A 25,485-nucleotide genomic window follows, 5' to 3' on the forward strand; every position below is an offset into this window, starting at 1 on the left:
CAAAATGAGGAGGAAAAAGACATGACACCGAAGCTCAACGTGAAGGAACGTGCCGAAGCACAGACAACGCGGATGACGACAGAGCAGCAAGCAGCCATCCGCATGATTGCCAATGATCTGCACCGGCTGAACCAGTCGGTCATGCGGGCGGTTGACGCGGGCATTTCTGTCGAACTGATCCGCTCTGCCCGCCACCATTGCGGCAAGGGGAGTTGGGGCGACCTGCTGACACCGCTGATTATCGCCGGTCCGGTTGACGAACCGGCCATGGAGGACAGCGAACACTGAAACCGACAGAGGCCGTTCTTTGCCGGCGGCGGGTCTATGCCCGCCCCGGCAGGACATCAGGTATTGGAAGCGGGAAACCAAGCGGTATCGAGATCCGAATGGCGATCAAAGAAGTCGCACATTTCGGCAAGACGTGCCTCCTGCAGAATGCGGATTGTGCCGTTGTACCGCTCAATCAGCCCTTCCTTCTCAAGAGCGGTGAAACTCCTGCTGACATAAACATTGGTCAGCCCGAGAATGTCTGAAATCTCTGTCTGATTGAGCGGGAGATTAAACGTATCTGTCACGGACTTATTGGCAATTCTTAAGCGAGCCAGCATATCCAGCACCAGATAGGCGATGCGCTCACGCGCACTCATCCGCCCCATGGCCCGCAGAAAATCAATCAGGATCACCTGATTGCGGATCGACAGTGTGAACAGCAGTGCCGAAAGCTGCTGCGCATCCCGAAACACCTTCTTGAGCGCGACCTTCGGAAACGGACAAAGACATACATCCTCAGCGGCGCGCAACACGGTTGTCGTTTCATGAAACGCAATATCGGGAAAACCGACAATATCGCCCGGATGATGGATTTCAACAATCTGGCGACGGCCATCCATCAGGTCGGTATAGCTATAAAGCCAGCCTCTTTTGACAACGTAGAGGTTCGCATTGCGCTCTCCCCCCTGATAAACTTCGTCCTGACGCTTAAATATACGCTCATCACGTTCCAGTTCGGCGAGATTTTCAAGTGAAGTCTGATCGAGCGTGACATAATGAGATAGTTTCTGAATCAGACAGCTTTTTGCCGCTTCACTCATTGTACACCCCTGATCGTCGGCATCGCGCCTGTGAGGCCGTTCGAAAAACGCCCCTTAACCCCTGAATTCAAAGGCTTAGCCTTTTACGGCGCAAAAGGGAATATGCAGCTTAGTGCAGAAACAAAGTTATTCGAAAACAACAAACAGCAACTGTTTGCACCAGAAGCGACGAACCAGTAACTGATGCGCTATTTCACAAGCACGTCTGTGCGAACCTGAAACCGGGCCGGGTCATAAATCGCCTGCGATATCTCGATCAACTCGTCATTATGGCTGTAAAGATCGGCATCAATCTGTAAAGCAGGCGCATCAGGTGACAGACCGATGGCATCAGCGGCAATCGGCGGACAGACAACGGCGTTGACGCTTTGCGATACACGGACAACCGGGCGGCTGAACATCTCCTCAATCAACGCATAAATGGAGCCGACATTATGCCGTGAAAGCGAAGGCTCTATACCGGCATAAGGGCCGGATACGAACATCCTGGTCCAGTTGAACGGCCTCAAACGGCCCGGAATACGCCGCACGCCCACGACTTCGAGCCAGTAGCCTGTCGGACTTTCGCGCCCGCCCAGTGCCGGATCGGAGTGATTTTCGATATGCCGTGAGGTCCAGATATCCAGAACGGTTTCACGCGTGACGCGCATCAATTCAGGCATACCATTGGTCGCCATCCGAAAATGCTGCTGCGGAACCTGAGAGGCGACAATCGTACCGACCCGTTTGCGCCGTGCCACCAGCCCCTCGGATTCAAGCTCGCTCAAGGCCCGACGCAATGTCGTCCGGCTCACACCCCGCTCGGCAGCGAAATCCACTTCGGGCGGAAGCCGGTCGCCGACTTTCCAGCGTCCTGATACGATTTCGTCGCGGAGAGAACGTGTTAGAAGCTTGTGACGGGGTGCACTCATTTCATCTTTCCAGGCAACCAGAGAGCAATCTCCGGGAATATCGCCAGTAGCAGGGCAAAACCGACGAGAATGAGAAAAAACGGAAAGACCGCGCGGACGAGGTTTCCGACTTTCTCACCGGTCTGCGCCTGAATGACGAACAGGTTGAAACCAATTGGTGGCGTTATTTGCGATATTTCTACCGCAACTACAACAAAAATGCCAAACCAAATCGGATCAAAACCAGAAGATGTAACCAATGGTAGAGTAATCGGCAGCGTCATAACAATGATTGAAGTGCCATCCAGAAACATGCCGATCAGCACATAAAAAACCAGAAGCAGGGCAATCAGCGCAAACGGAGCCAGGTCAAGTGCCGCAATCCACCCTGCGACAGCGCGGGGCAAGCCGAGAAAGCCGAGAGATGCATTCAAAAGCGCAGCCCCCATAAGAATAAGCCCCATCATCGCGCTAGTGCGCACCGCGCTCTTTCCGGCAATGGCGAGATTTCTAAAATTCAGTTCGCCACGAAAAGCCGATAGAATGATCGCGCCCAGCACACCGACAGACGCCAGCTCGGTCGGGCTGGCAAGTCCCAGATACAAGGCACCCATGATACCGGCAATCAAAGCCACCATCGGCCCGATATCGCGGAGACCGCGCCAGCGCTCAGCCCAGCTGAAACTTCCTGCAGTTTCACGACTGCCGGAAAGACTGTGATGGACGGCGATATAGGTGCTGTAAAGCACAGCAAGCAGCAATCCAGGCACGATACCGGCAACAAAAAGCCTCAGAATGCTCTGCTCCGAGATCACCCCATAGATGATCATGATGATGGACGGCGGAATGAGAAAACCAAGCGTGCCTGCGCCTGCCAGCGATCCGATCGCCAATTTCCGGTCATAGCCGCGGGCAAAAAGCTCGGGCAGCGTCACCCTTCCGACAATCGCCGTCGTGGCAGCGGACGAACCGGAGACGGCAGCAAAGAGCGTGGATCCGGCAACATTGACATGCACCAGACCGCCGGGCAGACGGCTAACCCACGGTGCGAGTCCGGAAAACAGGGAACGCCCGAGCCTTGCCGTCACCAGTATGTCGCTCATCAGAATGAAGAGTGGCAGCGCCAGCAATTCCTGCGCTGTCCCGGCCTGCCACATCAGCTTTCCCGCAAACGCTTCGAGCGGAATATTGGGTTTGTAGACCGACAACAAAATGTAGCCGACACCGAACAGCGAAAGCCCGACCCAGACCGACCCCAGAAGCAAAACCGCAAATAGCAGGACAGTGACAAGCGCGATTTCAATCACCGGCAATCTCCCCGGTTTCGTGCAGCTCCGGCTCTTCACGAATGACCAGACGCACAAGCCGGGCCATCAGAGCGAGCACAAACTCCACAGCTCCGGCAACGGCCAGTGACTGTGGGATCGCAAGCGGCGTATTCATATAACTCGGCTGCCTCAGCCCGCGCTCAAACGAGGTCAGAAAGGTCGTCCAGAATGCCTCAAGCATGAAAACAGCCAGAACAATGGCAACAACCGTCGCAATAATCTCGATGCTGCGGCTAAAGTCTGGACCACCGCGCGACAACAAAAGCGTGACGCGAACCTGCTTGCCATGGCGGAGCGCGGGGCCAAGACCGAGGAGAAACACGCCCGCCATCGCAAACCCGGAATACTCCCACGAGAACGCCAGACTTTGGTTAAGAAAGCCGCGGCTGAACACTTCGCCCAGCATCATCGCGCAGAAAGCGTAGAGCAGGACGGTCGCCACAAATTCTGAAATACGGGCCGTCCAGTCCGTGAATAAAAGAAAGGCGCGGATCATGCTTGCACTTCTTGCTAGGAGCGGAACGCCAGCCAGAAGCCGGCGCACCGCATTTTGTTACTTGCCAGCAGCTTCGGTGTACTGCTCGATGATTGGTCCGGCTTCGGGCACGCGTTCCACGAAATCCGCCCACATTGCCTGACCGGCTTCAGACATGGTCTGCTTCATGCTGGCATCGGCTTCTGTCACGGTCATGCCGTTTTCAATAAGAATGTCGGTTTTCCCGTCATCTTCAGCCGCGCTCATCGCCCAGAATTCAGACTCCATGGCTTCGGCGACATCCATAATCGCCTGCTGTTCATCGTCCGTAAGCGCATCCCAGGCATCAAGACTCACAGTCACGGCATCGGTCGATGTCGACCACTGCAACGGATTGAAATAGGACGTCGAATCCCAGAGCTTGCCGTCCACACCGGACGAAGTTGACGTGGCAACGCCGTCAATAGTTCCGGCTGCCAGTGCCGGTACGACATCGCCCCATGGCATTTCCAGCGGTGCTGCACCAAGACGGGTCAGAAACTCAAAACTAGCCGGATTGAACGCCCGGATGCGCTGTCCATCAAGGTCGGCAGCTGATGTTATTGGCTCTTTCGAATACAACCCCGGTGAAGGCCATGGGACGTAATACAGAATCTTCTGATTATGCGCTTTGGCGATCTCCTGATAGACGGGATCAGCAACCTCAAGGAAAGTCGCCATCTCATCCTGTCCCTGGATCAGATAGGGCAATGTATCGATCGACAGAAGTGGCTCCTCGCCAGCTTGCAGGAACAGCAGGAAATCAGCCATCTGAACAATACCGGTTTCAACGGCCGACATGCTCTGGCTGCCGCTGACGCCGATTTCTCCGGCATTGAGAACATTGATCTTGACGGCACCGTCGGTGGCTTCATCCACGGCCTCGGCAAACTCCCGGGCCGCCTGAGCCTGAAAATTGGAGTCCGGCCACGGTGTCGTAAAGTCCCAGCTTGTCTCAGCCAGAGCCGTTGATCCGTAAAGCGCCGTTATAGCGCCGAATACCAGTGCGTTGCATTTCCTCATGCGCTGTTTCTCCTTTGCGATGAACAGGCTGCGCCCCTGCCCCCTAATTATTATCTTTGTTTTTCATGTCATGATGATCCGCAGCCTTGCTGCTGACAAGGCCTCGCCTGAGATCCTGTTCCAGCTTCTCGGCGCTGCGCTTTTCGGGCGGGCCGAAACCACCGCCACCGGGCGTTTGCAAAATCAGCTCTTCTCCAGCAGGAATCGCGTAAAGCCCTTTGCTGGTGATAGAGGTTCCGTCGGAAATCGACGCCTGCCCCGGAGCTCCCGGAAGCCCGCCATCGCGCCCGGCAGCGCCTTTTTTAAGACGCTCGAATGCCGCCGCCGAAAGGTTCAGGCGCTGACCGCGACTTGAGCGGACCCGGATTTTCTGCCCCAATCCACCACGAAACGTCCCTGCGCCACCACTGTCAGGGGCAAATTCCTTCTGTGTAAAGATCAGCGGCGCTGCTGTCTCTGCAATCTCAACAGGAACACTGCCCACACCTGATGGAAATGCGGTCGTCGAAAGTCCGTCGGAGGCAGGGCGCGCGCCCATGCCGCCAAGCGCCACATTCAACGAGGCAAAAGCCCCCTCACCTTCAGCGGAAATTGCCAGAACCCACAAAGCACCGGCACTTTCAGCCAGAATACGCCCTGGCATCGCTTTGGCAAGACAGCCCAGCATGAGATCCGGCAAAGCCTGCCCGACAACGTGACGCGCCGTAACAGGCCATGGCCGCTCGGCGCTGACAACAAGCCCGGGCTCAGCATCAATGCGGATTGGCTCAAGCGAGGCATGGTTGTTCGGCACATCTGGCGCAACGGCCACCTTGATGCCGAAGGACGCATAGGCCTGACTATAGCTCAGCGGGCAGTTGATACCTTTGTCGATAGCGGGCGATGAACCGGAAAGGTCAACGCTGATTGTTCCGTCCTTCACCACCATCCGGGCTTTTAACCGGATTGGCTTGTCATATCCGTCAAGCTCGGCCTCAGCGCAGTATTCTCCGGGTGGGACCTCGGCAATCGCAGCGTGAGTGGCGCGCGCTGATCTTTCGAAAATAAAGTCTGCCAGTGATCCCAGCGACGACATGTTATATTCGTCCATCAGCGCGACCAGCCGCTTGCGCCCCTCATCATTGCAGCTCATCAGCGAGACAATATCGCCGCGTGCTTCACGTGGAACACGCGAATTGGCCGCCACAAGTGCCAGAAGCTCATCATTGATGACACCTTCACGGCGCAGCTTCGTCACCGGTATGGTCACACCTTCCTCAAAAACCGAGCGGGCTTCTGCCGACCAGCCGAGACCGCCAATATCAACGACATGGCAGGTGGAAGCGATATAGCCGACGATCATCTGATCTTTAAAAACCGGCGTGACCACCACAAAGTCAAACACATGCCCTGCACCCAGCCACGGATCATTGGTAACCAGCACATCGCCGTCTTTCAGCGTTTCGGGCGGCGCGTAGGCCAGCATCGCCAGAACCGATCTGGCCATTGTGTTCACATGGCCCGGCGTTCCCGTGACGGCCTGCGCCATCATCCGGCCTTCGGCATCGAATATGCCTGCGGAAAGATCGCCGGCCTCGCGCACAATTGCGCCGAAAGCAACGCGCAACAAAGCGTTCGCCTGCTCTTCACAAACAGAAATCAGCCGGTTCCACATCACATTCATGGCGATGATATCGGCATCGGAAAGGTCGCTCTTGCCCTGAAACGTCATTGGCTGGCCTCCCGTTCGAGCACGATATGTCCAAATGGATGGAAAACACCACGCCAGCCGGTTGGCGTATAGGTTGTCGTCTGGTCTTCAGAAACGAGCGCCGGGCCTGCAAACGAAGCGCCTGCAGCCGCATTGTGCCGAAGTACCTGCCCCGCCTCAACCATTCCGCCAGCTGATGTTTCGAACAGAGGCACCCGCGCATTTACTGTCGCAGGATGAAGCTTTCCGGCCATGGGCCTCTCAGCTGTTGGCTGCTCAGGCCCCTTTGCGGTCAGTGTCAGAGCGACCAGCTCAATGGCGTTGTCGCGCATAGCTGATCCATATACGGCGTGATAGGTTTCGACAAAAGCTTGCATCATCACCGCAACATCGGCTTCACTTTCCACAGGCTTCGGCAATGCAACCCGCAAAGCATGCCCCTGCCCCTCGTAGCGCAGCTCAGCCGCCAGCACGATTTCGGCCGTGCCGGTTCCTTTAAGGGCCGGAGCAACAACTGCCAGCGCTTCGTCGGCCATTTCCGCCTGCAGCGCTGAAAGCCGGGCGATATCAATCTGGTCCGTTGAGGCAAGAACGCTGCGCGCCACTTCATAGGCAATCGGGGCGCTTAAAAAACCAACGGCCGAGCCCACGCCCGCAAATGCAGGAATAACGACCTTGGAGATGCCGAGTTTTTCAGCGATACGCACGGCGTGCAGCGGACCGGCACCACCGGATGCCATCAGCGTGTATCGCGAAACATCCTTGCCACGCTCAATCGCGTGTACGCGTGCGGCATTGGCCATGGCCTCCTCGCCGACCTCGACAATGCCTGCGGCGGCCCAGCCTTGACCACTCATACCCAATGGCTCGGCAACATTTCTGCTGACAGCATTTTCAGCCAGATCACGACGGAGGTTCAGTCGTCCGCCCGCGAACCCGTCTGGCAACAGTTTGCCCAAAACGACGTTGGCATCCGTGATCGTTGCATCGCTTCCGCCAAGACCGTAGCAGGCAGGACCTGGCACAGCGCCTGAACTTTGCGGACCGACGGCAAGACGCCCGAGCCTGTCACGCCGGGCGATGGATCCGCCACCGGCCCCGATCTCCACCAGTTCTGTGGTCGGAATGCGCACAGGCAGGCCACTGCCTTTCTTGTTGCGCCAGGCCCGTGCAATCTCAAAGCGTCGTGCCGTATCAGGCGTTCCAGCATCGAGAAAACAGATCTTGGCTGTGGTTCCGCCCATATCCAGCGCCAGCATGTGCTCAATTTCAAGCTCGCGGGAAACCCGCGCTCCAAGCGCGACACCACCCGCCGGCCCTGATTCCAGCAGGCGGATCGGCATGCGTGCCGCCTGTTCCACAGTCGTGAGCCCGCCACCAGACAGCATCAGCATAAATTCACCGGAAAAGCCACGCAAACGAAGCGCGTCGTCGAACCGGTGCAGATAGCGGGACATCAAAGGCCGGACATAGGCATTGGCGCAAACGGTGGAGAACCGTTCATATTCACGGATTTCCGGCGACACTTCGCTGCTGAGGCAGATCGTCACCTCAGGATCGAGACGTCTTGAAAGCCAGTCTGCGACGCGGCGTTCGTGCGCGTCATTCGCAGTTGAATGCAGAAAGCCGATAGCAACCGCCTCGACGTTCTCCCTTTTCAACACGTCCGCAATGCGATCAATCTCAGCCTCATCAGGCTCTGTCAGCGGCTGGCCATAAGCGTCCATACGCTCTTTAACCGGAAGCCGCAGTTCTCGTGGCACCAAAGGCTCAGGAAGTTCAATATCGACATCATATTGATCGAAGCGGCGTTCATAGGCCATCTCCAGCACATCACGAAAGCCTTCCGTGGTGATCAGCGCAGTTCGGGCACCGCGCCTTTCAATGAGCGCATTTGTCGCCAGTGTCGTTCCGTGGACAACGGTTGAAAGCGAGCTGAAAGAGACGCCAGATGCATCAAGCAAAGCCGATGCACCTTCCATCGCCGCGACCTCAGGTGTCTGCGGCGTCGTCAGGACTTTCAGTGAGGTGAGGCCACCACTTTCCAGAACGATGTCTGTGAATGTGCCGCCAATATCGATCGCAAGTCTGTTCATGCTCTTATTAGTACGTACATTTCAAGGTGCGTCAATCACAGCCCGGATATTCGTTCAACTTTTCCGTAAAAGATTGAACCACTATAGCATGTCGCCAGACACCCGCATCATTAGACTTCAACTGGAAACAAGAAAGCCGGCCACCTGATGGCAACCGGCTGAAGAACTTACAGCATCGTGCATCCGAATGGATGCACGATGCTGTAATGTTGTATCTGTTAGCTGCGCGGTTCGTTCCGCAATCCCTGCACAATCGAGAAACATGCCAGAAGCAGGATGATTGTGAATGGGAAACCGGTTGAAACAGCCATCGCCTGCAAGGCAGCCAGTCCGCCCCCCAAAAGCAGTGCGATTGCGACAAGGCCCTCAAACGTTGCCCAGAAAACACGCTGCGGCACCGGCGCATCGACCTTACCGCCAGCAGTGATTGTATCGATAACGATTGAGCCGGAGTCAGACGATGTCACAAAGAATACGATCACCAGAACGATCCCGATGAAGGATGTGATCGCCTGAAGCGGAAGAGCTTCCAGCATCACAAAGAGCTTCAGCGAAAGCGGTGCCTGAGCCAGCGCTTCGTAATTGTTGACGATGATTTCGCGGATAGCCGTGTCACCAAAGACCGTCATCCAGATCACGGAGACAACCGAAGGAATGACCAGAACACAGGTCACGAACTCACGAACAGTACGGCCGCGCGACACACGCGCAATAAACATGCCCACAAACGGCGACCAGGAGATCCACCATGCCCAGTAAAACGCCGTCCAGCCGTGCAGGAAGTTTTTGTCTGTCCGCCCAAAGGGATTGGCAAGCTCCGGCAGATAGCGACCATACTCATAAAGATTGGAGAAAAAGCCGCTGATAATCGCCCAGGTCGGACCCACGATAACGACGAACATCATCAAAAGGAAAGCCAGCCCCATATTGATCTCTGACAAGCGCTTAACACCCGAATCCATACCCGCAACGACTGATATCAGCGCGACCCCGGTAATCGCGAGGATCAAAATCACCTTGGAATAGTCATTCACCGGCATGCCGAAGATATGATTGAGCCCGGAAGCCGCCTGTTCTGCGCCAACACCCAATGAGGTGGCAAGACCAAACAAAGTTGCGAGCACAGCCAGAATATCGATGATATGGCCGGTCCAGCCCCACACGCGCTCGCCGAAGATCGGATAAAAGACCGAACGGACCGACAAGGGCAGCCCCTTGTTGTAGGCAAAAAGCGCAAGCGCGAGGCCAACGACGGCATAAATCGCCCACGGGTGAAGCGCCCAATGGAAGATCGTGGCGGCCATCGCCAGACTACGGGCCTCAGCCTCGTTTCCCGGTGCGCCTCCCAAAGGCGCCCAGCTTTCAGGAGCGCCTGCATTTGCCGCCACGGAACTGGTATAATGCGAGATCGGCTCAGACACGCCATAAAACATCAGCCCGATGCCCATACCGGCGGCAAACAGCATCGCAAACCAGCCGGAGTAAGAATAGTCTGGCGTTGCGTCTTCACCACCTAGCCGGATTTTGCCGTAGGGCGAGAAAATCAGAAATATGCCGAGAAGAACGAAAATGTTCCCGGCCAGAAGAAAGAACCAGTCGAACGTTGATGTCAGCCAGTCACGCATGCCGTTAAACAGAGAGGCGGCTTCCTGCTGGAATGCCAGCGTCCCCATAACAAATGCGACGACCATGAGTCCGGAAACGAGAAAAACCGGGTTATGAACATCAAGGCCGAACGGACCGATATTGGTGGTAATATTGTCCTGACCGATCTCGTAATCGGTGTCGATAACCTCCGTTTCACCTTCTGGCTCGGGAATACCCGTGTCGCTCATATGTTCTCTCCTGTTTGAATTCCAGTTTCAAATGGCACTGACCGACGCAAAAGCCAGTCTTCCCCCGCACCTTTTTGAACAGATAACTTATATTCAACCGCCCTTTTGCCGCACGACCCGGTGCCTTGCGTTCCCAAGGGCCTCTCTATGGCTCAGCCACGCACGAGGAAAATCGAAGCGCTGGTGTGTGTTGCCACCTGTCCGCCATGTGAGTGCATGAAATGATCTCCCAGTCTGGGAACATGTGTCGCCATAACAACGAGATCACATCCGGTTTCTGTGATTGCGTCAGCAAGGTTCCGGTTCATATCGACAGCAGGATCGTGAGAAATCACAACGTAACTTTCGGCAGAAATGCCATACTCGCGAGCCTGGGCCTCACAGAAAGCCTTGAGCCGCGCCGCGTATTCGCGCGGATTGTGCCCCAGAGAACCCGGCGCAGACGAAGTCACACCAACATAGACAACCGGCGCATCAAAGTGTTTTGACATATCGGCAGCCACTGACAGGCCCCGGTTCAGCTTGTCGACATGTGCCAGGTCGACTGGCACCATAATCTTTGAAAACATATACTATTCCGGTCCCCGGCCGGTCTCGATCCTGAGCGTTGAACTACGCCCGTTCATCCAGATAATTTCTGCATCCGGGCGTGTATTACCCGGATGTACTGTGCGTCAAAAATTTAACTTTTGTTGAATTAACATGGCCGGAACAACCACGCAAATCAACCTTATCACACAAAATCAATTTAAGGTTGTAGTGGTGCCGAAGCCTTTGCCATCTCGGGCCGGACCGTGTGGCAAATGATCGGCAGACGCCTAATGGCGAAGAGCGTAATCGTGCTTCAGGAAAGACTGGTAGGCATCTTCAATGCCATCTTCGAGGGTTATTTCGGGAGTCCAGCCCATGGACCGCAGCTTCCCTGAATCCATCAGTTTACGCGGTGTTCCATCCGGCTTTGAAAGATCGTGAACAATCTGCCCCTTAAAACCGACGACGCGGCAAACGAGTTTTGTGAGTTCCAGAATCGATATTTCGCTTCCCGAGCCGACATTGACATGGTCATAGCCGGAATAATGTTTCAGAAGAAAAGTCAGTGCATCGGCGCAGTCATCCGCGTGCAGGAATTCCCGCAAGGGCTTGCCGGTTCCCCATACCGTGATTTCTTTCGCTCCGGCTTCTTTGGCCTCATGCGCTTTCCGGATAAGGGCGGGCATAACGTGGCTGGCGTTCAGATCGTAATTGTCACCGGGCCCATAAAGATTGGTCGGCATTGCCGAAATATAGTCACGTCCGTGCTGCTTGCGATAAGCCTGCGCAAGCTTGATACCCGCGATCTTCGCAATCGCATACCACTCATTCGTGGGCTCAAGAGCGCCGGTGAGCAGCGCATCTTCACGGATCGGCTGAGGGGCCATTCTTGGATAGATGCAGGACGATCCGAGAAAAAGAAGGCGTCCGACATCATTGCGGTGTGCAGCCTCGATGATATTCGTCTCGATCATCAGGTTATCGTACAAAAAATCAGCGGGGTAGGTATCGTTGGCCCAGATCCCTCCGACCCTTGCAGCCGCAATGACAATAGCGTCCGGTCTCGCATCGGCGACAAAAGCTTCAACCGAGGCCTGGCGCCTCAGGTCAACAATCTCGCGCCCGGCGGTAATGGTCTTACAGGATTCGCGTTCAAGTCTGCGGACAATGGCAGAGCCAACCATGCCGCGGTGCCCGGCAACCCAGACCCGCTTTCCTGAAAGATCATACCCCATAGCGCCGAACCTCGTTTAAACGCTTTGTATCCGCATTATCTGAAAGAGCATCAGCCCTCAAAACTCACCGGCAGGTCCAATCCATGCTGCTTCAGCAAGGCATGACGCTGTGCGGTTTTATAATCCGATGCAACCATTTCAGCACACATCTCACGCGCGGTAATCTCCGGAACCCAGCCGAGTTTTTCTCTGGCTCTGGACGGGTCGCCCAGAAGGGTATCCACCTCAGCTGGCCGAAAGTAACGCGGATCGATGCGGACAATGACATCTCCTGGTTTCACATCCGGAGCGAGGTCACCTTCCACTGCGGAAACAATGCCGGTTTCCTCCACACCGCTCCCGGAAAACTCTATGGAAATTCCAAGATCCGCAGCAGCCCAGGTGATAAATTCCCGAACGGAGTACTGTTTTCCAGTGGCAATCACAAAGTCTTCCGGCTCATCCTGCTGAAGCATCATCCACTGCATACGGACATAATCTTTTGCATGTCCCCAATCGCGCATGCTATCGATATTGCCCATGAACAGACAGGTTTCCAGCCCAAGCGCGATATTGGCAAGACCACGCGTAATTTTGCGCGTCACAAACGTCTCACCGCGGCGCGGGCTTTCATGATTGAAAAGGATGCCGTTGCAGGCGTAGACCCCATAAGCCTCACGATAGTTCACCGTGATCCAGTAGGCATAGAGCTTCGCAACAGCATAGGGAGAACGTGGGTGAAACGGTGTCGTCTCGCGCTGCGGCGTTTCCTGCACAAGCCCGTATAGCTCGGAGGTTGAAGCCTGATAAAAGCGCGTCGTCTTATCGAGCCCGAGAAACCGGACCGCTTCCAGAAGGCGCAAAGTCCCGACCGCATCAACATCGGCGGTATATTCCGGCGCCTCAAATGACACGGCGACGTGCGACTGCGCACCAAGATTATAAACCTCATCCGGCTTTATGTCGCTGAGCAGGCGTGTCAGACTGGAGGTATCCGACAAGTCGCCGTAATGAAGCTTCATACCAGCCGCACCGCTGTGAGGATCCTCATAGAGATGATCGATGCGCTGCGTGTTAAACAGGGATGACCGGCGCTTGATGCCGTGCACCTCGTAGCCCTTCTCAAGCAGGAGCTCGGTCAGGTAAGAGCCATCCTGCCCTGTTATGCCTGTAATCAGCGCCTTCTTCATGACCGACCGCCTCTTCTTTTTCAGCCGCCCACGGCTTGCTCAACCGCTGACGGAACAGCTGCCTTTTCGCCGTCCGGCAATGAAGCCCTTTTCGGCCGGCATTCAAGAACCGGCAGACGCAAAGCCTTTGGAGACCCGCTGGACGCCCAGAGCAACCAGTATCAGTAATCAGTTTTGGTTCTCTTCAAGCTGCGGCAGGATCTGCAGCTCATAGAGACGCCGGTATGGACCGTCATGGGATAGCAGCTCTTCCTGACGTCCCTGCTCCAGGATCTTGCCGTTCTCCAGCACGACGATGTTGTCAGCCGAAGTAATCGTCGCAAGACGATGCGCAATGACAATGGTCGTTCGGTTTTCCGTCAGGCGTTTGAGCGCATCCTGCACCTGCGCTTCTGCGTGAGAGTCGAGCGCGCTCGTTGCCTCATCGAGAATTAGGATGTCTGCATCGCGCAGCATTGCGCGTGCAATCGCGATCCGCTGTTTTTGACCACCGGAAAGATTCCCGCCATTTTCACCAACCGGTGAATTATAGCCATTCGACATATGCATGATGAAGTCATGCGCGTTGGCTGATTTTGCGGCCTCAATCACTTCCTCTTCTGTCGCGCCTTCACGTCCAAGAGCAATGTTCTCAAGGATGGTTCCGTTAAACAGAAAGGTATCCTGTCCGACATAAGCCATGTGATTGCGCAGCGATTCAAACGAAATCTCACGCAGATCAAGACCGTTCACACGAATTGAACCCTGCTCCGGATCGAACAGGCGCATGACGAGATTGATGATCGTCGACTTGCCGCCACCCGAGGCACCAACCAGGGCCGTGGTTTTACCCGCCGGAAACGACAGATTGAGATTTTCAAACAGCGGTTTCTTGGGGTCGTAAGAAAATCCGACATTCTCGAACTCGATATCCCCGTGACCAGCAGGAACCGGTTGTGCGTCAGGTTTTTCCTCGAGGCGGATTGGATGATCCTTAAGCTCATACATCATCCGAACGCCAACCATTGCGGCTTCCAGATTAATGCGCATCCGTGCCAGCCGTTTTGCAGGCTCATAAGCCAGGAGAAGCGCTGTGATGAAAGACATCAACTCGCCAGGTGTCTTGCCACCATCGACAACCCAATACCCGCTCAGAGCGATAACACCGGCAATCGCCAGTCCGGACAGGGTTTCCATCATCGGTGAGGTTGCAGCAGAAAGCCGAGCAATAGAGTTTGCACGCTGTTCAACCTGTGACACATATTTGTCCATACGCTCACGCATGTAACCTTCAAGACCGAAAGCCTTGATAATGCGAACGCCAATGGTCATTTCCTGAACATTCTGGATGATCATACCGAGCGAGGCGAGCTCCTGCTGCATGATCGCACGCACTTTGAGGGTGAGATGCCGGATCCCCCAAAACGCCAGCGGCCCGATGATAATTGAAACAATTGTCAGCATCGGCTGCTGAATGACCATAACCGCCATCAGGCCGATCAACGAGAACAGGTCCCGCACAGCAGACGTCAGCACGAGGTCCATCACAGTCCTTGCAGCCTGCGCGTTGTTGGTCAGGCGCATGACCAGTTCAGAAGACGGGAACCTCATGAAAAAGTTCAGATCCTGCTTCAAAATCCGATCAAAAATGGTCTTCTGAGCCGTGGCAATAATACTGTTTCCGGCCTTGCTCAGAATGACCATCTGGAAATAAGTTGCGACCCCTTTGACAATGAAAATGCCAGCAACGCCAACAGCCAGCGATAACACCCGCTGCATGTTCTGCGAGACCACCGTTTCATTCACGATGTCTTTCATGATCCAGGCGGAAAGCGAGGTCATGCCGGCAACGATCAGCATGGCAATCGTCGCCAGACCATACCAGGGCGCCTGCGCCTTCAGATTTTCCGAAAGCAACCGGTATAGCAGGCTGCGATTGGCGATCGGGATAAAACGCGCGGCCAGTGAAGCACCTATACGCGCAAATAAACGTGAGCCGGCATTATCGGTTTTGGTCTGCATAAGCATGATTGTTCGGGCGCCTTTAAAAACTGAGCAATTGCACGGCGTTGCGCTTCGCCACCTGATCTTCGCAATCTGACGCGACTGATAGGCCAATCGCCTTGCGTGAGCAAGCAATTGTTGATCGTACAGGTGCAAAGGAGCTCCGCCGCTGTGACAATTCCGCCGCGCCTACCCCTTCAGAAACAGGATCTCCGGCTTATCACCACCTTTCAGATGTGAGCGACGTTCACGCATGACTTTAAGAACTTTCGGCTCGCCCGGCAGCAGTGTGAAGCAATTGTCAGAATAGACACTATCGCCGCCGTGATCATAGGTCACGAAGAGTGCAGGGCGCTCGGCCTTTAGAATAATCCGGCGTTCTCCCTCCTCCTCGATAACCTCTGAGGTAATCCCCGGATCGCCGAACCGATAGTGTTTCGGACGGTGCGGCAGGTACTCGTTCTCGCCAAGCAGCTGACCAGCGCTGTCATACCAGTCGAAAACCAGAAAGACGCTTTCCGGCAGAGCTTCAACCGATATCCGGGTCACCGCAGCAACATCTGAAGGTGTCGTCAAAACATCATGGCGTCCAATCTCCTCAATGCTGTTGCTGTTGATATCGACACTGCGAATGCGCACGGAGATATTCCGGTTTTCGGCCAGATCCGATATCGCATGCAGCACGATTTCACCTGTTTCAGCATCGGGCTGCGCAGTCACCAGAATGTCGGCGTAAAAACGGCGTGCGAGGTAATGCGTTGTCTTCCAACCGCCGCCATATTCAAGGCTGGCCCAGCTTGCAACCGGCCAGGTATCATTGAGCTGCCAGTACAGCGTGCCCATCGTGCGCGGCTTGTTCGAGCGCCAGAATTCAATGGCTGTCTTCATGGCCAGTCCCTGACTGAGCTGGCTGAGATACACCATGTCATCGAAGCGCTCCGGGAAACGGAAATAGCGTGCTATCGTCTCAACGATACGGCTGTTTCCGCCTTCATTGCGCTGATGCACATCCATCACAGACGAGGAGACATTCCGGTCTTCAGGATCCGTGAAACTTTTCACCACGCGCATGGACGGAAACGACTGAAAGCCGAACTCAGAACAAAACCGCGGACGCACCGAACGATAGTGTTCGAAATCCTTCGCCGAGTGCCAGACATCCCAGAAATGCATGTCGCCGGAACGATCCTCGTGCCAGCCATCACCGAAATTCAGCCGGCCGACGGACGGTGAGGACGGCCAGAATGGGACGCCGGTTGCCTCATTTTCGAAAGCTTCTTCCAAAGCATGATTCAGCCGGTCGTAAATAGCGAGATAACGATCCCGGTCGCGCCGGGTTTCCGGATACCATTTCAACGCCCCGACAAGCTCGTTATCGCCACACCACAGTGCAATACTGGCAAAACGCGAGAGACGGCGCAGCTGCTGTCGTGCCTCTTTGCGCACCAGATCCAGCCAATGACGCTGATGGGCCGGATAAAGATTGCAGGCGAACATGAAGTCATGCCAGATCATCAGGCCAAGCTCATCACAAAGCTCGTAGAACCAGTCAGCTTCATACTGACCACCGCCCCAGATGCGGATCATGTTCATATTGGCATCAACCGCCGACTGAAGCAGATCTCTGACCTGTTCAGGTGTCGCGCGTTCCGGCAATGCGTCACCCGGTATCCAGTTGGCCCCCTTCATAAAGATCTCACGACCGTTGACCTGAAACGCAAACCGGTTGCCGATCGTATCCGCATCCGTCAAAAGCTTCACATCTCTAAGGCCGATGCGAAATTCACGCGTCTGACCGGCAATGGATGCATCCAGCTCATAGAAAACCTGTTCTCCCTGTCCGGAAGGCCACCACAGCGTCGGGTTTTCAATACGCGCTGTCAGTGTGATCTGATTATCTCCGGGCAGCGCATTGAGCGTTGCTGAAACTGTCTGGCCATCAATCGTCAGGCTTGCCTCTGACGAGCCGCCAGAAAACGCAAACACATGAAATGTAACATCCAGCTCAACAGCGCCGCCCTCATGGCGTTGCCGGACGGCAAGATCATCAAGCCGCAAATTCTCATTCCGGATCAGTGCGATATCACCATAAAAGCCCAATGGAGAAAGAGCGATGTTCCAGTCCCATCCGCCATGACACTGCGTCTTGCGCAGATAGTTCAAATGACCGATGCGGCTGTTTCCTTCCATATAGGGCGTCGGTATCTCGGAACCTTCCGCGCGTTTGCGGGCCTCCAGAGTGTTGGAGAGAAATCGCACTTCCAGCGTGTTTTCGCCGGCCACAAGATGATCACCAACCTCAAAATCATGACGCAGAAACTGGCTTTCGCATGTGCCAGCCTTCTGCCCGTTGACGAGGATTTCAGCCAGGCAGTCGACACTCTCAAAGCGCAGTGTGAAGTGGCCGTCAGCGACCTCGCCGAGGTGAAAGCGCTTGCGGGCAATCCAGATGGTTTCGTGAATCCAATCCAGACTGGTTTCATTGTCGCGCCAGTAGGGGTCCTCAATCAGGCCCGCGGCCAGAAGTGCAGAATGCACGTCGCCGGGAACATTGAGCGCAACCGGCGCTCCGCCTTTTTCCGGCTCAACTGTCCAGCCATCGTTAAGTTTGAGAATCTGCGGCAATGCTGCTGTCATGGAGGGACCCGTTTTCTTTGCTGCGTTTTCAAGTTCGTCAGGCTACAACCGGCGCCAATCGAGCTCCGGGACCAACAGTTTTAACCGTTTTATGATGTTTTGATGTAAACGCGAACCGTCCGGACAGTGTTTTTTTGCTTATTCGAACAGGCTTTCAAGCTGAATCAATGGTCAGCGCCGAACGCGCTGCAGATGCCAGCGCTTTGCCTCGCCCCCACCCCAGCGAAAACGGTGAGGCTGGTCAATAATATGCAAAGCGCGAAGAGCGATCGTAGGCTTGCAAAAAAGCCAGGCGGTCATCGCCAGATCAAATCCGTGGCGATTGTCAGATAGCGTTGCTGAAGGCTGCTGCAATCTCCGCCTTGCCCCATGCGATGAAGTGAGGGTTGGCGAAGTCACTGTCGTGTTGCTGACCGGTTTTGCCATAGCTGAAGGGCAGGCCTTCGGGATCATAGGTCATGCCACCGGCGGCGCGCAGAACGGCATCGCCTGCTGCCGTATCCCATTCCATAGTGCGGCCCATGCGCGGGTAGACATCCGCTGTACCATCGGCCAGAAGGCAGAATTTCAGCGAGGAACCGACCGAGACAATATGTGTCGCGCCGATTTCTTTCAGGTAAGCATCCGTTTCAGGCGTGTTGAATGAGCGGCTGGCAACGGCCGTCATCGCACCTTGCCGCACACGACACGCGATTGAAGCCGTTTGCACGGCCTTTCCATCGATGATTGTCAGCTTTTCAGCGCCGCCTTCGGTCGTGCGATAGGCAACACCCTTCGCCGGAGCATAGACAATGCCTGCAACGGGTGTACCGGCTTCGACCAGCGCGATATTGACGGTAAAATCTTCCCGGCGATTGACGAATTCCTTCGTGCCATCGAGCGGATCGACCAGAAAAAAACGGCCACCGGAAATGTCAGGCACATCGCCTGCCGAAACGGCTTCCTCCGCAACCACAGGAATATCCGGCCAATGTTCCTGCAGATGCTCAAGAATAATCGCCTCGCCGGCCTGATCGGCTACGGTGACCGGAGAGGCATCGTTCTTATAATCAACATCAAAATTGGTTCTGAACACCGACATGATCTTTTCGCCGGCTTCCAGCGCAGCTTGCAGCAGAATGTTTTCCATCATCACGTCAGTCTTCATTTTGAAAATGCGCGGTCAGATAATCATCGATCATACTTGCCAGATCAACGGGCTGTGTATTCTCGGTCAAAAGGCACATCTCTGGCTTCTCTGGCACCTCATAGGGCGATGAAATGCCGGTGAAGTTTGCAATCTCACCTGCCATTGCCTTTTTATAAAGCCCTTTAGGATCCCGTTCGGCACAAACTTCCAGCGGCGTATCGACGAAAACCTCCACGAACTCGCCGTCATCCATCATCTCACGCGCCAGCCGCCGCTCCGACCTGAACGGCGAAATGAACGAAACCAGCACGATCAGACCGGCATCGGCCATGAGTTTTGCCACTTCGGCAATCCGGCGAATGTTTTCCACCCGGTCTTCCGCCGTAAAGCCAAGATCCCGGTTCAGCCCGTGGCGGATATTGTCGCCATCCAGCAGATAGGTGTGCTTGCCCTTGGCATGGAGGATCTTCTCAAGTGTATTGGCAATGGTGGATTTGCCGGACCCGGAAAGCCCGGTAAACCAGAGCACCGCCGGTTTCTGTGCTTTCAGCGCGGCATGGGCCTGCTTGTTTACCTCAATCGCCTGCCAGTGGACATTCTGCGAGCGTCGCAGCGCAAAGTCGATCATGCCCGCACCCACCGTGCGGTTCGTCAGCCGGTCGATGATCACGAAATTACCGGTGACGCGGTTGTCGCCATATGGATCGAACACAATCGGCGACTGCGTAGAAAGATTGCAGACGCCGACTTCGTTCATATTCAGAGCCTTGGCCGCCTCATGGGCAAAGCTGTTGACATCAACCTGATATTTCAGCGCGGTGATCGTGGCGGGCGTGCTGTCGGCTTCCGTGCGCAGAAGATAGGAACGACCGGGGATCATCGGTGCGGCATCAAACCAGATTACCCTGGCCTGAAACTGATCGGCGACAGCAGGCCGGTCTTCAGGGGCAACCAGAATATTGCCGCGCGAGACCTCGATCTCGTCTTCCAGAACCAGAGTCACCGCCTGTCCGGCTTCGGCCCGTTCAAGGTCGCCATCCATCGTAACGATCCGGCTCACTTTCGAGGCCTGCCCCGATTTGGCAACCACGACCTCATCCCCGACGCCAACCCGGCCGGAAGCCACTTGGCCCGCAAAACCGCGGAAGTTCAGATCAGGCCGCGACACAAGCTGCACCGGCATGCGGAAGGCCTTATCCGCCATATCCGTTTCCACCGGCACAGTTTCCAGATGCTCCAGCAGGACCGGGCCTTTATACCAGTCCATATGCTCCGAACGCATCGTAACATTGTCGCCATAGCGTGCCGACATCGGGATCGGCACAATGGTCTCAAAGCCCAGATCCTTTGCGAATTCCAGATAGTCAGCGACGATCCTGTCATAGACGTCTTCAGAATAGCTCATCAGGTCGATCTTGTTGATCGCAACCACGATGTGACGGATGCCCAGCAGTGAGGCGATATAGGAATGGCGCCGCGTCTGCGGCAGAATGCCCTGACGGCTGTCGACCAGCACCACCGCCAGATCCGCCGTCGAGGCGCCGGTGGCCATATTGCGGGTATATTCCTCATGACCGGGCGTATCGGCGACGATGAACTTCCGCTTTGCCGTGGCAAAGAAGCGGTAGGCCACGTCAATCGTGATCCCCTGCTCGCGTTCGGATTCCAGCCCGTCGACCAGAAGCGCAAAGTCGATATCGGTTCCCGTTGTGCCGTGTCTGGCACTGTCGCTTTCAAGGGCTGCCAACTGGTCTTCAAAAATCAGCTTTGTGTCATAAAGCAGCCGCCCGATCAGCGTCGATTTGCCATCATCCACCGAACCACAGGTTAAAAAACGAAGCAGCGACTTTTGCTCCTGTGCTGCGAGATATTCAATCATGTCACCGCTGAAATCTTCGATCGTGGCGTCCATCAGAAATACCCCTCGCGCTTCTTCTTCTCCATCGAACCGACTTCGTCCTTGTCGATCATCCGGCCCTGTCGTTCAGAAGTGCGCGACGTCAGCATTTCCCGCACAATGCCTTCCAGCGTGGTCGCTTCCGATTCAACCGCACCCGTCAGCGGATAACAGCCGAGCGTGCGAAAGCGGACCATCTTTTCTTCTACACGATCCTCTGGCCCGAGCGGCATGCGCGCGTCATCAACCATGATCAGCGCACCGTCCTTTTCCACCACCGGACGGCGGGCGGCATAATAAAGCGGCACAATCGGGATGCTTTCTTTGAGAATATACTGCCAGATATCAAGCTCGGTCCAGTTTGAAAGCGGAAAGACCCGGATCGATTCACCCGGTCCGACACGGGTGTTATAGGTCTTCCACATTTCCGGGCGCTGGCTTTTCGGGTCCCAGGCATGGCTGGCATTGCGAAACGAAAAGATCCGCTCCTTCGCACGGGACTTCTCCTCATCCCGCCGCGCGCCACCGAAGGCGGCATCAAAACCATACTTCTCAAGCGCCTGCCTTAAGCCAACCGTCTTCCAGATATGGGTATGCGTATTCGACCCGTGATCAAACGGATTGACCTTGCCTTCCACGCCTTCCGGATTGACATGCACCAGAAGATCAATCCCCAGTTCATGCGTCATGCGCTCACGAAACGCATACATCTCCTGAAACTTCCAGGTCGTATCGACATGCAGAAACGGAAATGGCGGCTTGGCGGGATAAAACGCCTTCATCGCCAGATGCATCATCACCGAGGAATCCTTACCAATCGAATAAAGCATCACTGGCTTTGAAAACGTCGCGGCAACTTCCCGCAAAATATGAATCGATTCAGCCTCAAGGCGCTGGAGATGGGTAAGTGGCACGATCTTGAATACTCTTGGATAATGGGTTGCTTTGCAGGCGTTTTATACCACCCTTGTGACGGATACGAAAAAGCTTGCCACCCAATGACAGCGCGGACAGGCATTTTTATTTCTTTCGCAAAAGCATGCTTTGGAAAAACTTTCGGCCAATTGTGCGTTTTAGCAACAGCTGACACAAGAAACAAAAAGCGATAATGCGCTCAATCCTGCCTGACGTTGGCAGGCTTTACGGCTGATGCTCTGCGCTCTCGCGCAGAAGTGATTTTCCCCATCTGCGGGTCTGAGACATTCTGGCAATAAAAAGGAGGACAAGGATGCCAAACCGACGCACCCTGCTGAAGGGCATGGCCGCCAGTGCAGGTTTTACACTTCTGCCATTTGGCACCAACGTTTCTGCCGTTGCGCACGAACCATCACCGGAAATGGTATTTGACGACCCGGCTGCTCCGGTTCTGGGAAATCCGGATGGAGATGTCACAGTCGTTGAATATTTTGATGTTCAGTGTGGCTATTGCAAGCGCGATTATCCGATGATGCGTGATGTTGTTGCCAGAGATGGCGGCGTGAAGCTGGTCATGAAAGACTGGCCAATTTTCGGTCCGGTTTCCGTCTTTGCCGCACAAGCGATGCAAGCAGCTGCAGAACTGGGCGAATATGAAACCGCACTTGACGCATTGATGCGCTCGCAAGGCCGGCTAAGCCATGAGCAGATAGAAGGTATCCTGACCGGGGCAGGGCTTGATATGGGCTCGCTCACGACAGCCGTGGTTCGAAACGAAAAGAAAATTTCGGATCTGCTCGATCGCAATTACCACCAGGCAGAAGCCTTCCAGTTCGTTGGCACGCCATCTTTCGTCATTGGCAAGACCATCTATCCCGGCGTTTTGAACAAATCGTTGCTGGAAGAAGCAATCGCCAAAGCGCGTCGGGAAACGTAACTGTCGCGAACCGACATTTGGCAATTGATGAAATGCTGGACGGTACGCCGAACCAGCGCTAGTTTCCCCTTTTTGAATCCGTGAGTTTGTCTGCACCGGCTGTGCGGCTCCTTGTTATCTTCCCATCACGATCATCTGACAGGCTTTTCATGAGCACACTCACCCGTTTTTCTGTTTCCCCACTGTCCTCCATGACGCGGCGACTGGCCGATGTCGCCTCTGGCCGCGCCGAACCGGATCTTGTCATTACCGGCGCAAGAGCGCTTTCCACCTATTCCGAGCGCACGCTGGATAACCGCGAATTCTGGATCAGCGGTGGCCGGATTGCCGCCATGCACCCGGCAGGCCGTTATCAGGGTTCAGCCGCGAAGCGTTATGACGCAAAGGGCGGCATTATTGCGCCGGGCCTGGTTGATCCGCATATCCATATCGAAAGCAGCATGGTGACGGCCTGCGCCTATGCAGAGGCAGCGCTTTTGAACGGCACAACGACCATCTTTTGCGACAGCCATGAAATTGGCAATGTCATGGATGTCGCCGGTGTGGAAGCCATGCTGGAAGATGCCCGGCAGGCCCCGCTTTCGATTTTTCTGACTGTGCCCTCCACCGTTCCGGCGACTTCACCGGAGATGGAGACAGCCGGCGGCGATCTCACGCCGGAGAAAATCGCGGAAATCTTCGACAGATGGCCGGAGGCCCTGGCACTGGGTGAGAAGATGGACTTCGTGCCGGTGGCCATGAGCGATGAACGTTCACACGCCATTATTGCAGAATCGCTGAAGCGCGGTCGCCCGGTCTCTGGCCATGTCTATGGTCGTGAATTCGTTGCCGCCTATGCGGCCGGAGGAGTAACAGACACCCATGAGGCCATCGATCACGAGATTGCCAATGATCTGATGGAAGCCGGCGTCTGGCTGTTCCTGCGCGGCGGGCCACCGACCACACCGTGGCATTCGCTGCCAGAGGCGATCAAAGCGATTACCGAGCTTGGCGCTTCCCACAAACGCGTTGCCGTATGCACGGATGACCGCGATGCCGACGACCTGCTGATCTTCGGTCAGGACTGGGTCACACGACAGGCCATCAAGGCGGGCATGAGCCCGGAACAGGCCTGGTCTATGGGCTCGCTCCATGGCGCGACCCGCTTTGGCCTGGGTGACGAAATCGGCGGTCTTGGCGGCGGGCGCCGCGCCGATCTTGTGCTGCTTGATGATGACCTGAAGCCGGTGAACACATGGTATGGCGGTGAGCTCGTCGTCGAAAACAGCAAGGTGACACCGATCCTCGACGCAGCCCTTGAGAAGCCATATCGCTATCCGGAAGCCGCCTACCATACAGTGAAACTGCCTGACGCGGTGAAGCTGACACCGGCCCTGCCTACCGTCTCTGTCAAAGCGCACTGCATCCGCACCGAGATGCCCGGCATCACACTCGTCCACGAGACGATCGATCTGACACCGGAAAACGACTGGCAAGAGCATTTCGACAAACACGGTCTCTGCTTTGTCTCGGTCATCGAGCGCCACGAAAAATCTGCGGGCAATGTTGCCCATGGCCTGCTGTCCAATTTCAATCTGAAAAAGGGTGCTGTGGCCTCCTCCGTTGGCCATGACAGCCACAACATCATCATCGCTGGCACCAATGAGGCAGACATGCAGGTGGCATTGCGTGCGCTGGAGAAAACGCAAGGTGGTGTCTGCGTCGTCGACGAGGGCAAAGTGACCGCGATGGTGGAGCTGCCGATTGCCGGTCTTCTGTCTGACAAACGGGTTCATGCCGTTGCCGAAGAGGTCAAGGCACTGAAAGCCGAATGGGCGAAAGCAGGCTGCGCGATCCCTTATATGGGCTTCAACCTGATTCCGCTTTCGGTCATCCCGGAAATCCGTATCACGGACAAAGGTCTGGTTCTGGTTCCGCAAATGGAGATCGTCGAACTGTTCGAAACGCTTTGAATTTTCGAAAATTCTGACTTTTTTGGCTGAATCCGGATGTCATGGAGGACATGATATCCGGATTTATCTATTTGTTTTATATGAATATTTTTGCAACCTTTCCCGAGCTTTGCATTCCATGCATAGGGGCATTGTCCAAATCCCCCTGCCTCACACGATCTGATCTGAGTATATGTAGGTCAACAAGACGAACGGAGCGGATAAACGCTCCCGGATGAAAGACTTCTTAAGACCTAAACCAAGAAGGAGACCTGACATGAGCATGACACGTTCTTTTAACAACTGGCTCAAATACCGTCAGACGGTTACCGAGCTTGGTCGTATGAGCAACCGCGAACTGCACGATCTCGGTATCGAGCGCGAAGATATTCGCAGCGTCGCACGCAGGGCTGCTCTTTAAAACAGATCTCTCCGACACTAAATAGTCGGTACAAAAGTTTTCGAAGTCGCGCTCTCCTCCTCCCGGCGCGCTTCGAACAGGGCAGACGATACTCCTCCTCCCAATCGTCAACCCTACCCAATGACGCCCACCGGATCCTCCTCCCCCGGTGGGCGTTGTTTTTTATCTGGATTCATCTCATCGAATTTCTGTTGCCCGACTGTCATGCGACAAACGCATGGTCCGGGCCCTTT

General features: G+C 55.3%; 20 protein-coding genes. 4 read left to right on the forward strand and 16 right to left on the reverse strand.

The genetic code is table 11. The features are described from left to right. Positions 1-21: 21 nt before the first annotated feature. Positions 22-288 carry an SMc00767 family acetate metabolism repressor gene (locus tag EDC90_RS02075; RefSeq protein ID WP_132308045.1) on the forward strand — a complete coding sequence of 89 codons (267 nt, stop codon included), beginning with the start codon at positions 22-24 and terminating at the stop codon, positions 286-288. Positions 289-344: 56 nt separating this feature from the next. Here the strand turns inward: EDC90_RS02075 and EDC90_RS02080 are convergent, their stop codons facing one another. From EDC90_RS02080 to cysD, 16 genes are all read right to left on the reverse strand, one after another. Beyond that, a complete protein-coding gene (locus EDC90_RS02080; RefSeq protein WP_132308047.1) occupies positions 345-1,091 on the reverse strand; it encodes a Crp/Fnr family transcriptional regulator in 747 nt (248 codons plus the stop codon). A 188-nt stretch (positions 1,092-1,279) separates the two neighbouring features. Continuing rightward, positions 1,280-2,002, reverse strand: coding sequence for a GntR family transcriptional regulator (locus EDC90_RS02085; RefSeq protein ID WP_132308049.1), 723 nt, complete (start codon positions 2,000-2,002; stop codon positions 1,280-1,282). Then, complete coding sequence (locus EDC90_RS02090; protein WP_132308050.1) at positions 1,999-3,288, reverse strand: TRAP transporter large permease; 1,290 nt, start codon at positions 3,286-3,288, stop codon at positions 1,999-2,001. The genes EDC90_RS02085 and EDC90_RS02090 overlap by 4 nt, the downstream gene beginning before the upstream one ends. Beyond that, complete coding sequence (locus tag EDC90_RS02095; protein ID WP_132308052.1) at positions 3,281-3,805, reverse strand: TRAP transporter small permease subunit; 525 nt, start codon at positions 3,803-3,805, stop codon at positions 3,281-3,283. Before EDC90_RS02095 ends, EDC90_RS02090 begins: the two co-directional genes overlap by 8 nt. A gap of 57 nt (positions 3,806-3,862) precedes the next feature. Beyond that, positions 3,863-4,846, reverse strand: coding sequence for a TRAP transporter substrate-binding protein (locus EDC90_RS02100; protein WP_132308054.1), 984 nt, complete (start codon positions 4,844-4,846; stop codon positions 3,863-3,865). A 43-nt stretch (positions 4,847-4,889) separates the two neighbouring features. Beyond that, complete coding sequence (locus EDC90_RS02105; protein WP_132308056.1) at positions 4,890-6,557, reverse strand: hydantoinase B/oxoprolinase family protein; 1,668 nt, start codon at positions 6,555-6,557, stop codon at positions 4,890-4,892. After that, positions 6,554-8,632 (reverse strand): hydantoinase/oxoprolinase family protein, encoded by a 2,079-nt coding sequence (locus EDC90_RS02110; protein ID WP_132308058.1) that lies wholly within the window; start codon positions 8,630-8,632, stop codon positions 6,554-6,556. Before EDC90_RS02110 ends, EDC90_RS02105 begins: the two co-directional genes overlap by 4 nt. Before the next feature lie 218 nt (positions 8,633-8,850). Next, entirely contained in the window at positions 8,851-10,467 is a 1,617-nt protein-coding gene (locus EDC90_RS02115) for a BCCT family transporter (RefSeq protein WP_132308060.1), read from the reverse strand. Between the two features lie 152 nt (positions 10,468-10,619). Next, entirely contained in the window at positions 10,620-11,036 is a 417-nt protein-coding gene (locus tag EDC90_RS02120) for a universal stress protein (RefSeq protein WP_165972708.1), read from the reverse strand. A 249-nt stretch (positions 11,037-11,285) separates the two neighbouring features. After that, positions 11,286-12,233, reverse strand: a complete 948-nt coding sequence (gene fcl, locus EDC90_RS02125) for a GDP-L-fucose synthase (RefSeq protein WP_132308062.1) — start codon at positions 12,231-12,233, stop codon at positions 11,286-11,288. A 50-nt stretch (positions 12,234-12,283) separates the two neighbouring features. After that, entirely contained in the window at positions 12,284-13,402 is a 1,119-nt protein-coding gene (gene gmd, locus EDC90_RS02130; RefSeq protein ID WP_132308064.1) for a GDP-mannose 4,6-dehydratase, read from the reverse strand. 168 nt (positions 13,403-13,570) lie between these two features. After that, the gene (locus EDC90_RS02135; protein WP_132308318.1) at positions 13,571-15,403 is read right to left on the reverse strand and encodes an ABC transporter ATP-binding protein; all 1,833 of its coding nucleotides are present in this window, start codon (positions 15,401-15,403) and stop codon (positions 13,571-13,573) included. 171 nt (positions 15,404-15,574) lie between these two features. Then, positions 15,575-18,022, reverse strand: coding sequence for a beta-mannosidase (locus tag EDC90_RS02140; protein WP_132308066.1), 2,448 nt, complete (start codon positions 18,020-18,022; stop codon positions 15,575-15,577). A gap of 325 nt (positions 18,023-18,347) precedes the next feature. Next, the gene (cysQ, locus tag EDC90_RS02145; RefSeq protein WP_132308068.1) at positions 18,348-19,154 is read right to left on the reverse strand and encodes a 3'(2'),5'-bisphosphate nucleotidase CysQ; all 807 of its coding nucleotides are present in this window, start codon (positions 19,152-19,154) and stop codon (positions 18,348-18,350) included. Positions 19,155-19,158: 4 nt separating this feature from the next. Beyond that, entirely contained in the window at positions 19,159-21,030 is a 1,872-nt protein-coding gene (gene cysN / locus EDC90_RS02150; protein ID WP_432419979.1) for a sulfate adenylyltransferase subunit CysN, read from the reverse strand. A gap of 32 nt (positions 21,031-21,062) precedes the next feature. Beyond that, positions 21,063-21,965, reverse strand: a complete 903-nt coding sequence (gene cysD, locus EDC90_RS02155; RefSeq protein WP_132308072.1) for a sulfate adenylyltransferase subunit CysD — start codon at positions 21,963-21,965, stop codon at positions 21,063-21,065. Between the two features lie 311 nt (positions 21,966-22,276). On the opposite strand from cysD, the gene EDC90_RS02160 reads away from it, so the two are divergent. From EDC90_RS02160 to EDC90_RS02170, 3 genes are all read left to right on the forward strand, one after another. Then, a complete protein-coding gene (locus EDC90_RS02160; protein WP_132308074.1) occupies positions 22,277-22,900 on the forward strand; it encodes a DsbA family protein in 624 nt (207 codons plus the stop codon). Positions 22,901-23,049: 149 nt separating this feature from the next. Further along, entirely contained in the window at positions 23,050-24,852 is a 1,803-nt protein-coding gene (locus EDC90_RS02165) for an adenine deaminase C-terminal domain-containing protein (RefSeq protein WP_132308076.1), read from the forward strand. A gap of 256 nt (positions 24,853-25,108) precedes the next feature. Then, positions 25,109-25,252: a DUF1127 domain-containing protein gene (locus EDC90_RS02170; RefSeq protein WP_132308078.1), complete on the forward strand. Its 144-nt coding sequence runs from the start codon at positions 25,109-25,111 to the stop codon at positions 25,250-25,252. Positions 25,253-25,485 lie beyond the last annotated feature (233 nt).

The sequence above is a fragment of the Martelella mediterranea genome (assembly GCF_004342225.1).
In the GTDB taxonomy this organism is placed as follows: Bacteria; Pseudomonadota; Alphaproteobacteria; order Rhizobiales; family Rhizobiaceae; genus Martelella; species Martelella mediterranea_B.

Excerpts from the sequence above, each read along its gene's own strand:
- EDC90_RS02135 (WP_132308318.1), bottom strand. The coding sequence starts at position 15,403 with ATGCAGACCAAAACCGATAATGCCGGCTCACGTTTATTTGCGCGTATA.
- EDC90_RS02100 (WP_132308054.1), bottom strand. The coding sequence starts at position 4,846 with ATGAGGAAATGCAACGCACTGGTATTCGGCGCTATAACGGCGCTTTAC.
- EDC90_RS02160 (WP_132308074.1), top strand. The coding sequence starts at position 22,277 with ATGCCAAACCGACGCACCCTGCTGAAGGGCATGGCCGCCAGTGCAGGT.
- EDC90_RS02120 (WP_165972708.1), bottom strand. The coding sequence starts at position 11,036 with ATGTTTTCAAAGATTATGGTGCCAGTCGACCTGGCACATGTCGACAAG.
- EDC90_RS02075 (WP_132308045.1), top strand. The coding sequence starts at position 22 with ATGACACCGAAGCTCAACGTGAAGGAACGTGCCGAAGCACAGACAACG.
- cysQ (WP_132308068.1), bottom strand. The coding sequence starts at position 19,154 with ATGATGGAAAACATTCTGCTGCAAGCTGCGCTGGAAGCCGGCGAAAAG.
- EDC90_RS02110 (WP_132308058.1), bottom strand. The coding sequence starts at position 8,632 with ATGAACAGACTTGCGATCGATATTGGCGGCACATTCACAGACATCGTT.
- EDC90_RS02085 (WP_132308049.1), bottom strand. The coding sequence starts at position 2,002 with ATGAGTGCACCCCGTCACAAGCTTCTAACACGTTCTCTCCGCGACGAA.
- EDC90_RS02095 (WP_132308052.1), bottom strand. The coding sequence starts at position 3,805 with ATGATCCGCGCCTTTCTTTTATTCACGGACTGGACGGCCCGTATTTCA.
- fcl (WP_132308062.1), bottom strand. The coding sequence starts at position 12,233 with ATGGGGTATGATCTTTCAGGAAAGCGGGTCTGGGTTGCCGGGCACCGC.
- gmd (WP_132308064.1), bottom strand. The coding sequence starts at position 13,402 with ATGAAGAAGGCGCTGATTACAGGCATAACAGGGCAGGATGGCTCTTAC.
- EDC90_RS02165 (WP_132308076.1), top strand. The coding sequence starts at position 23,050 with ATGAGCACACTCACCCGTTTTTCTGTTTCCCCACTGTCCTCCATGACG.
- EDC90_RS02105 (WP_132308056.1), bottom strand. The coding sequence starts at position 6,557 with ATGACGTTTCAGGGCAAGAGCGACCTTTCCGATGCCGATATCATCGCC.
- EDC90_RS02170 (WP_132308078.1), top strand. The coding sequence starts at position 25,109 with ATGAGCATGACACGTTCTTTTAACAACTGGCTCAAATACCGTCAGACG.
- EDC90_RS02080 (WP_132308047.1), bottom strand. The coding sequence starts at position 1,091 with ATGAGTGAAGCGGCAAAAAGCTGTCTGATTCAGAAACTATCTCATTAT.
- EDC90_RS02140 (WP_132308066.1), bottom strand. The coding sequence starts at position 18,022 with ATGACAGCAGCATTGCCGCAGATTCTCAAACTTAACGATGGCTGGACA.
- cysN (WP_432419979.1), bottom strand. The coding sequence starts at position 21,030 with ATGATTGAATATCTCGCAGCACAGGAGCAAAAGTCGCTGCTTCGTTTT.
- EDC90_RS02115 (WP_132308060.1), bottom strand. The coding sequence starts at position 10,467 with ATGAGCGACACGGGTATTCCCGAGCCAGAAGGTGAAACGGAGGTTATC.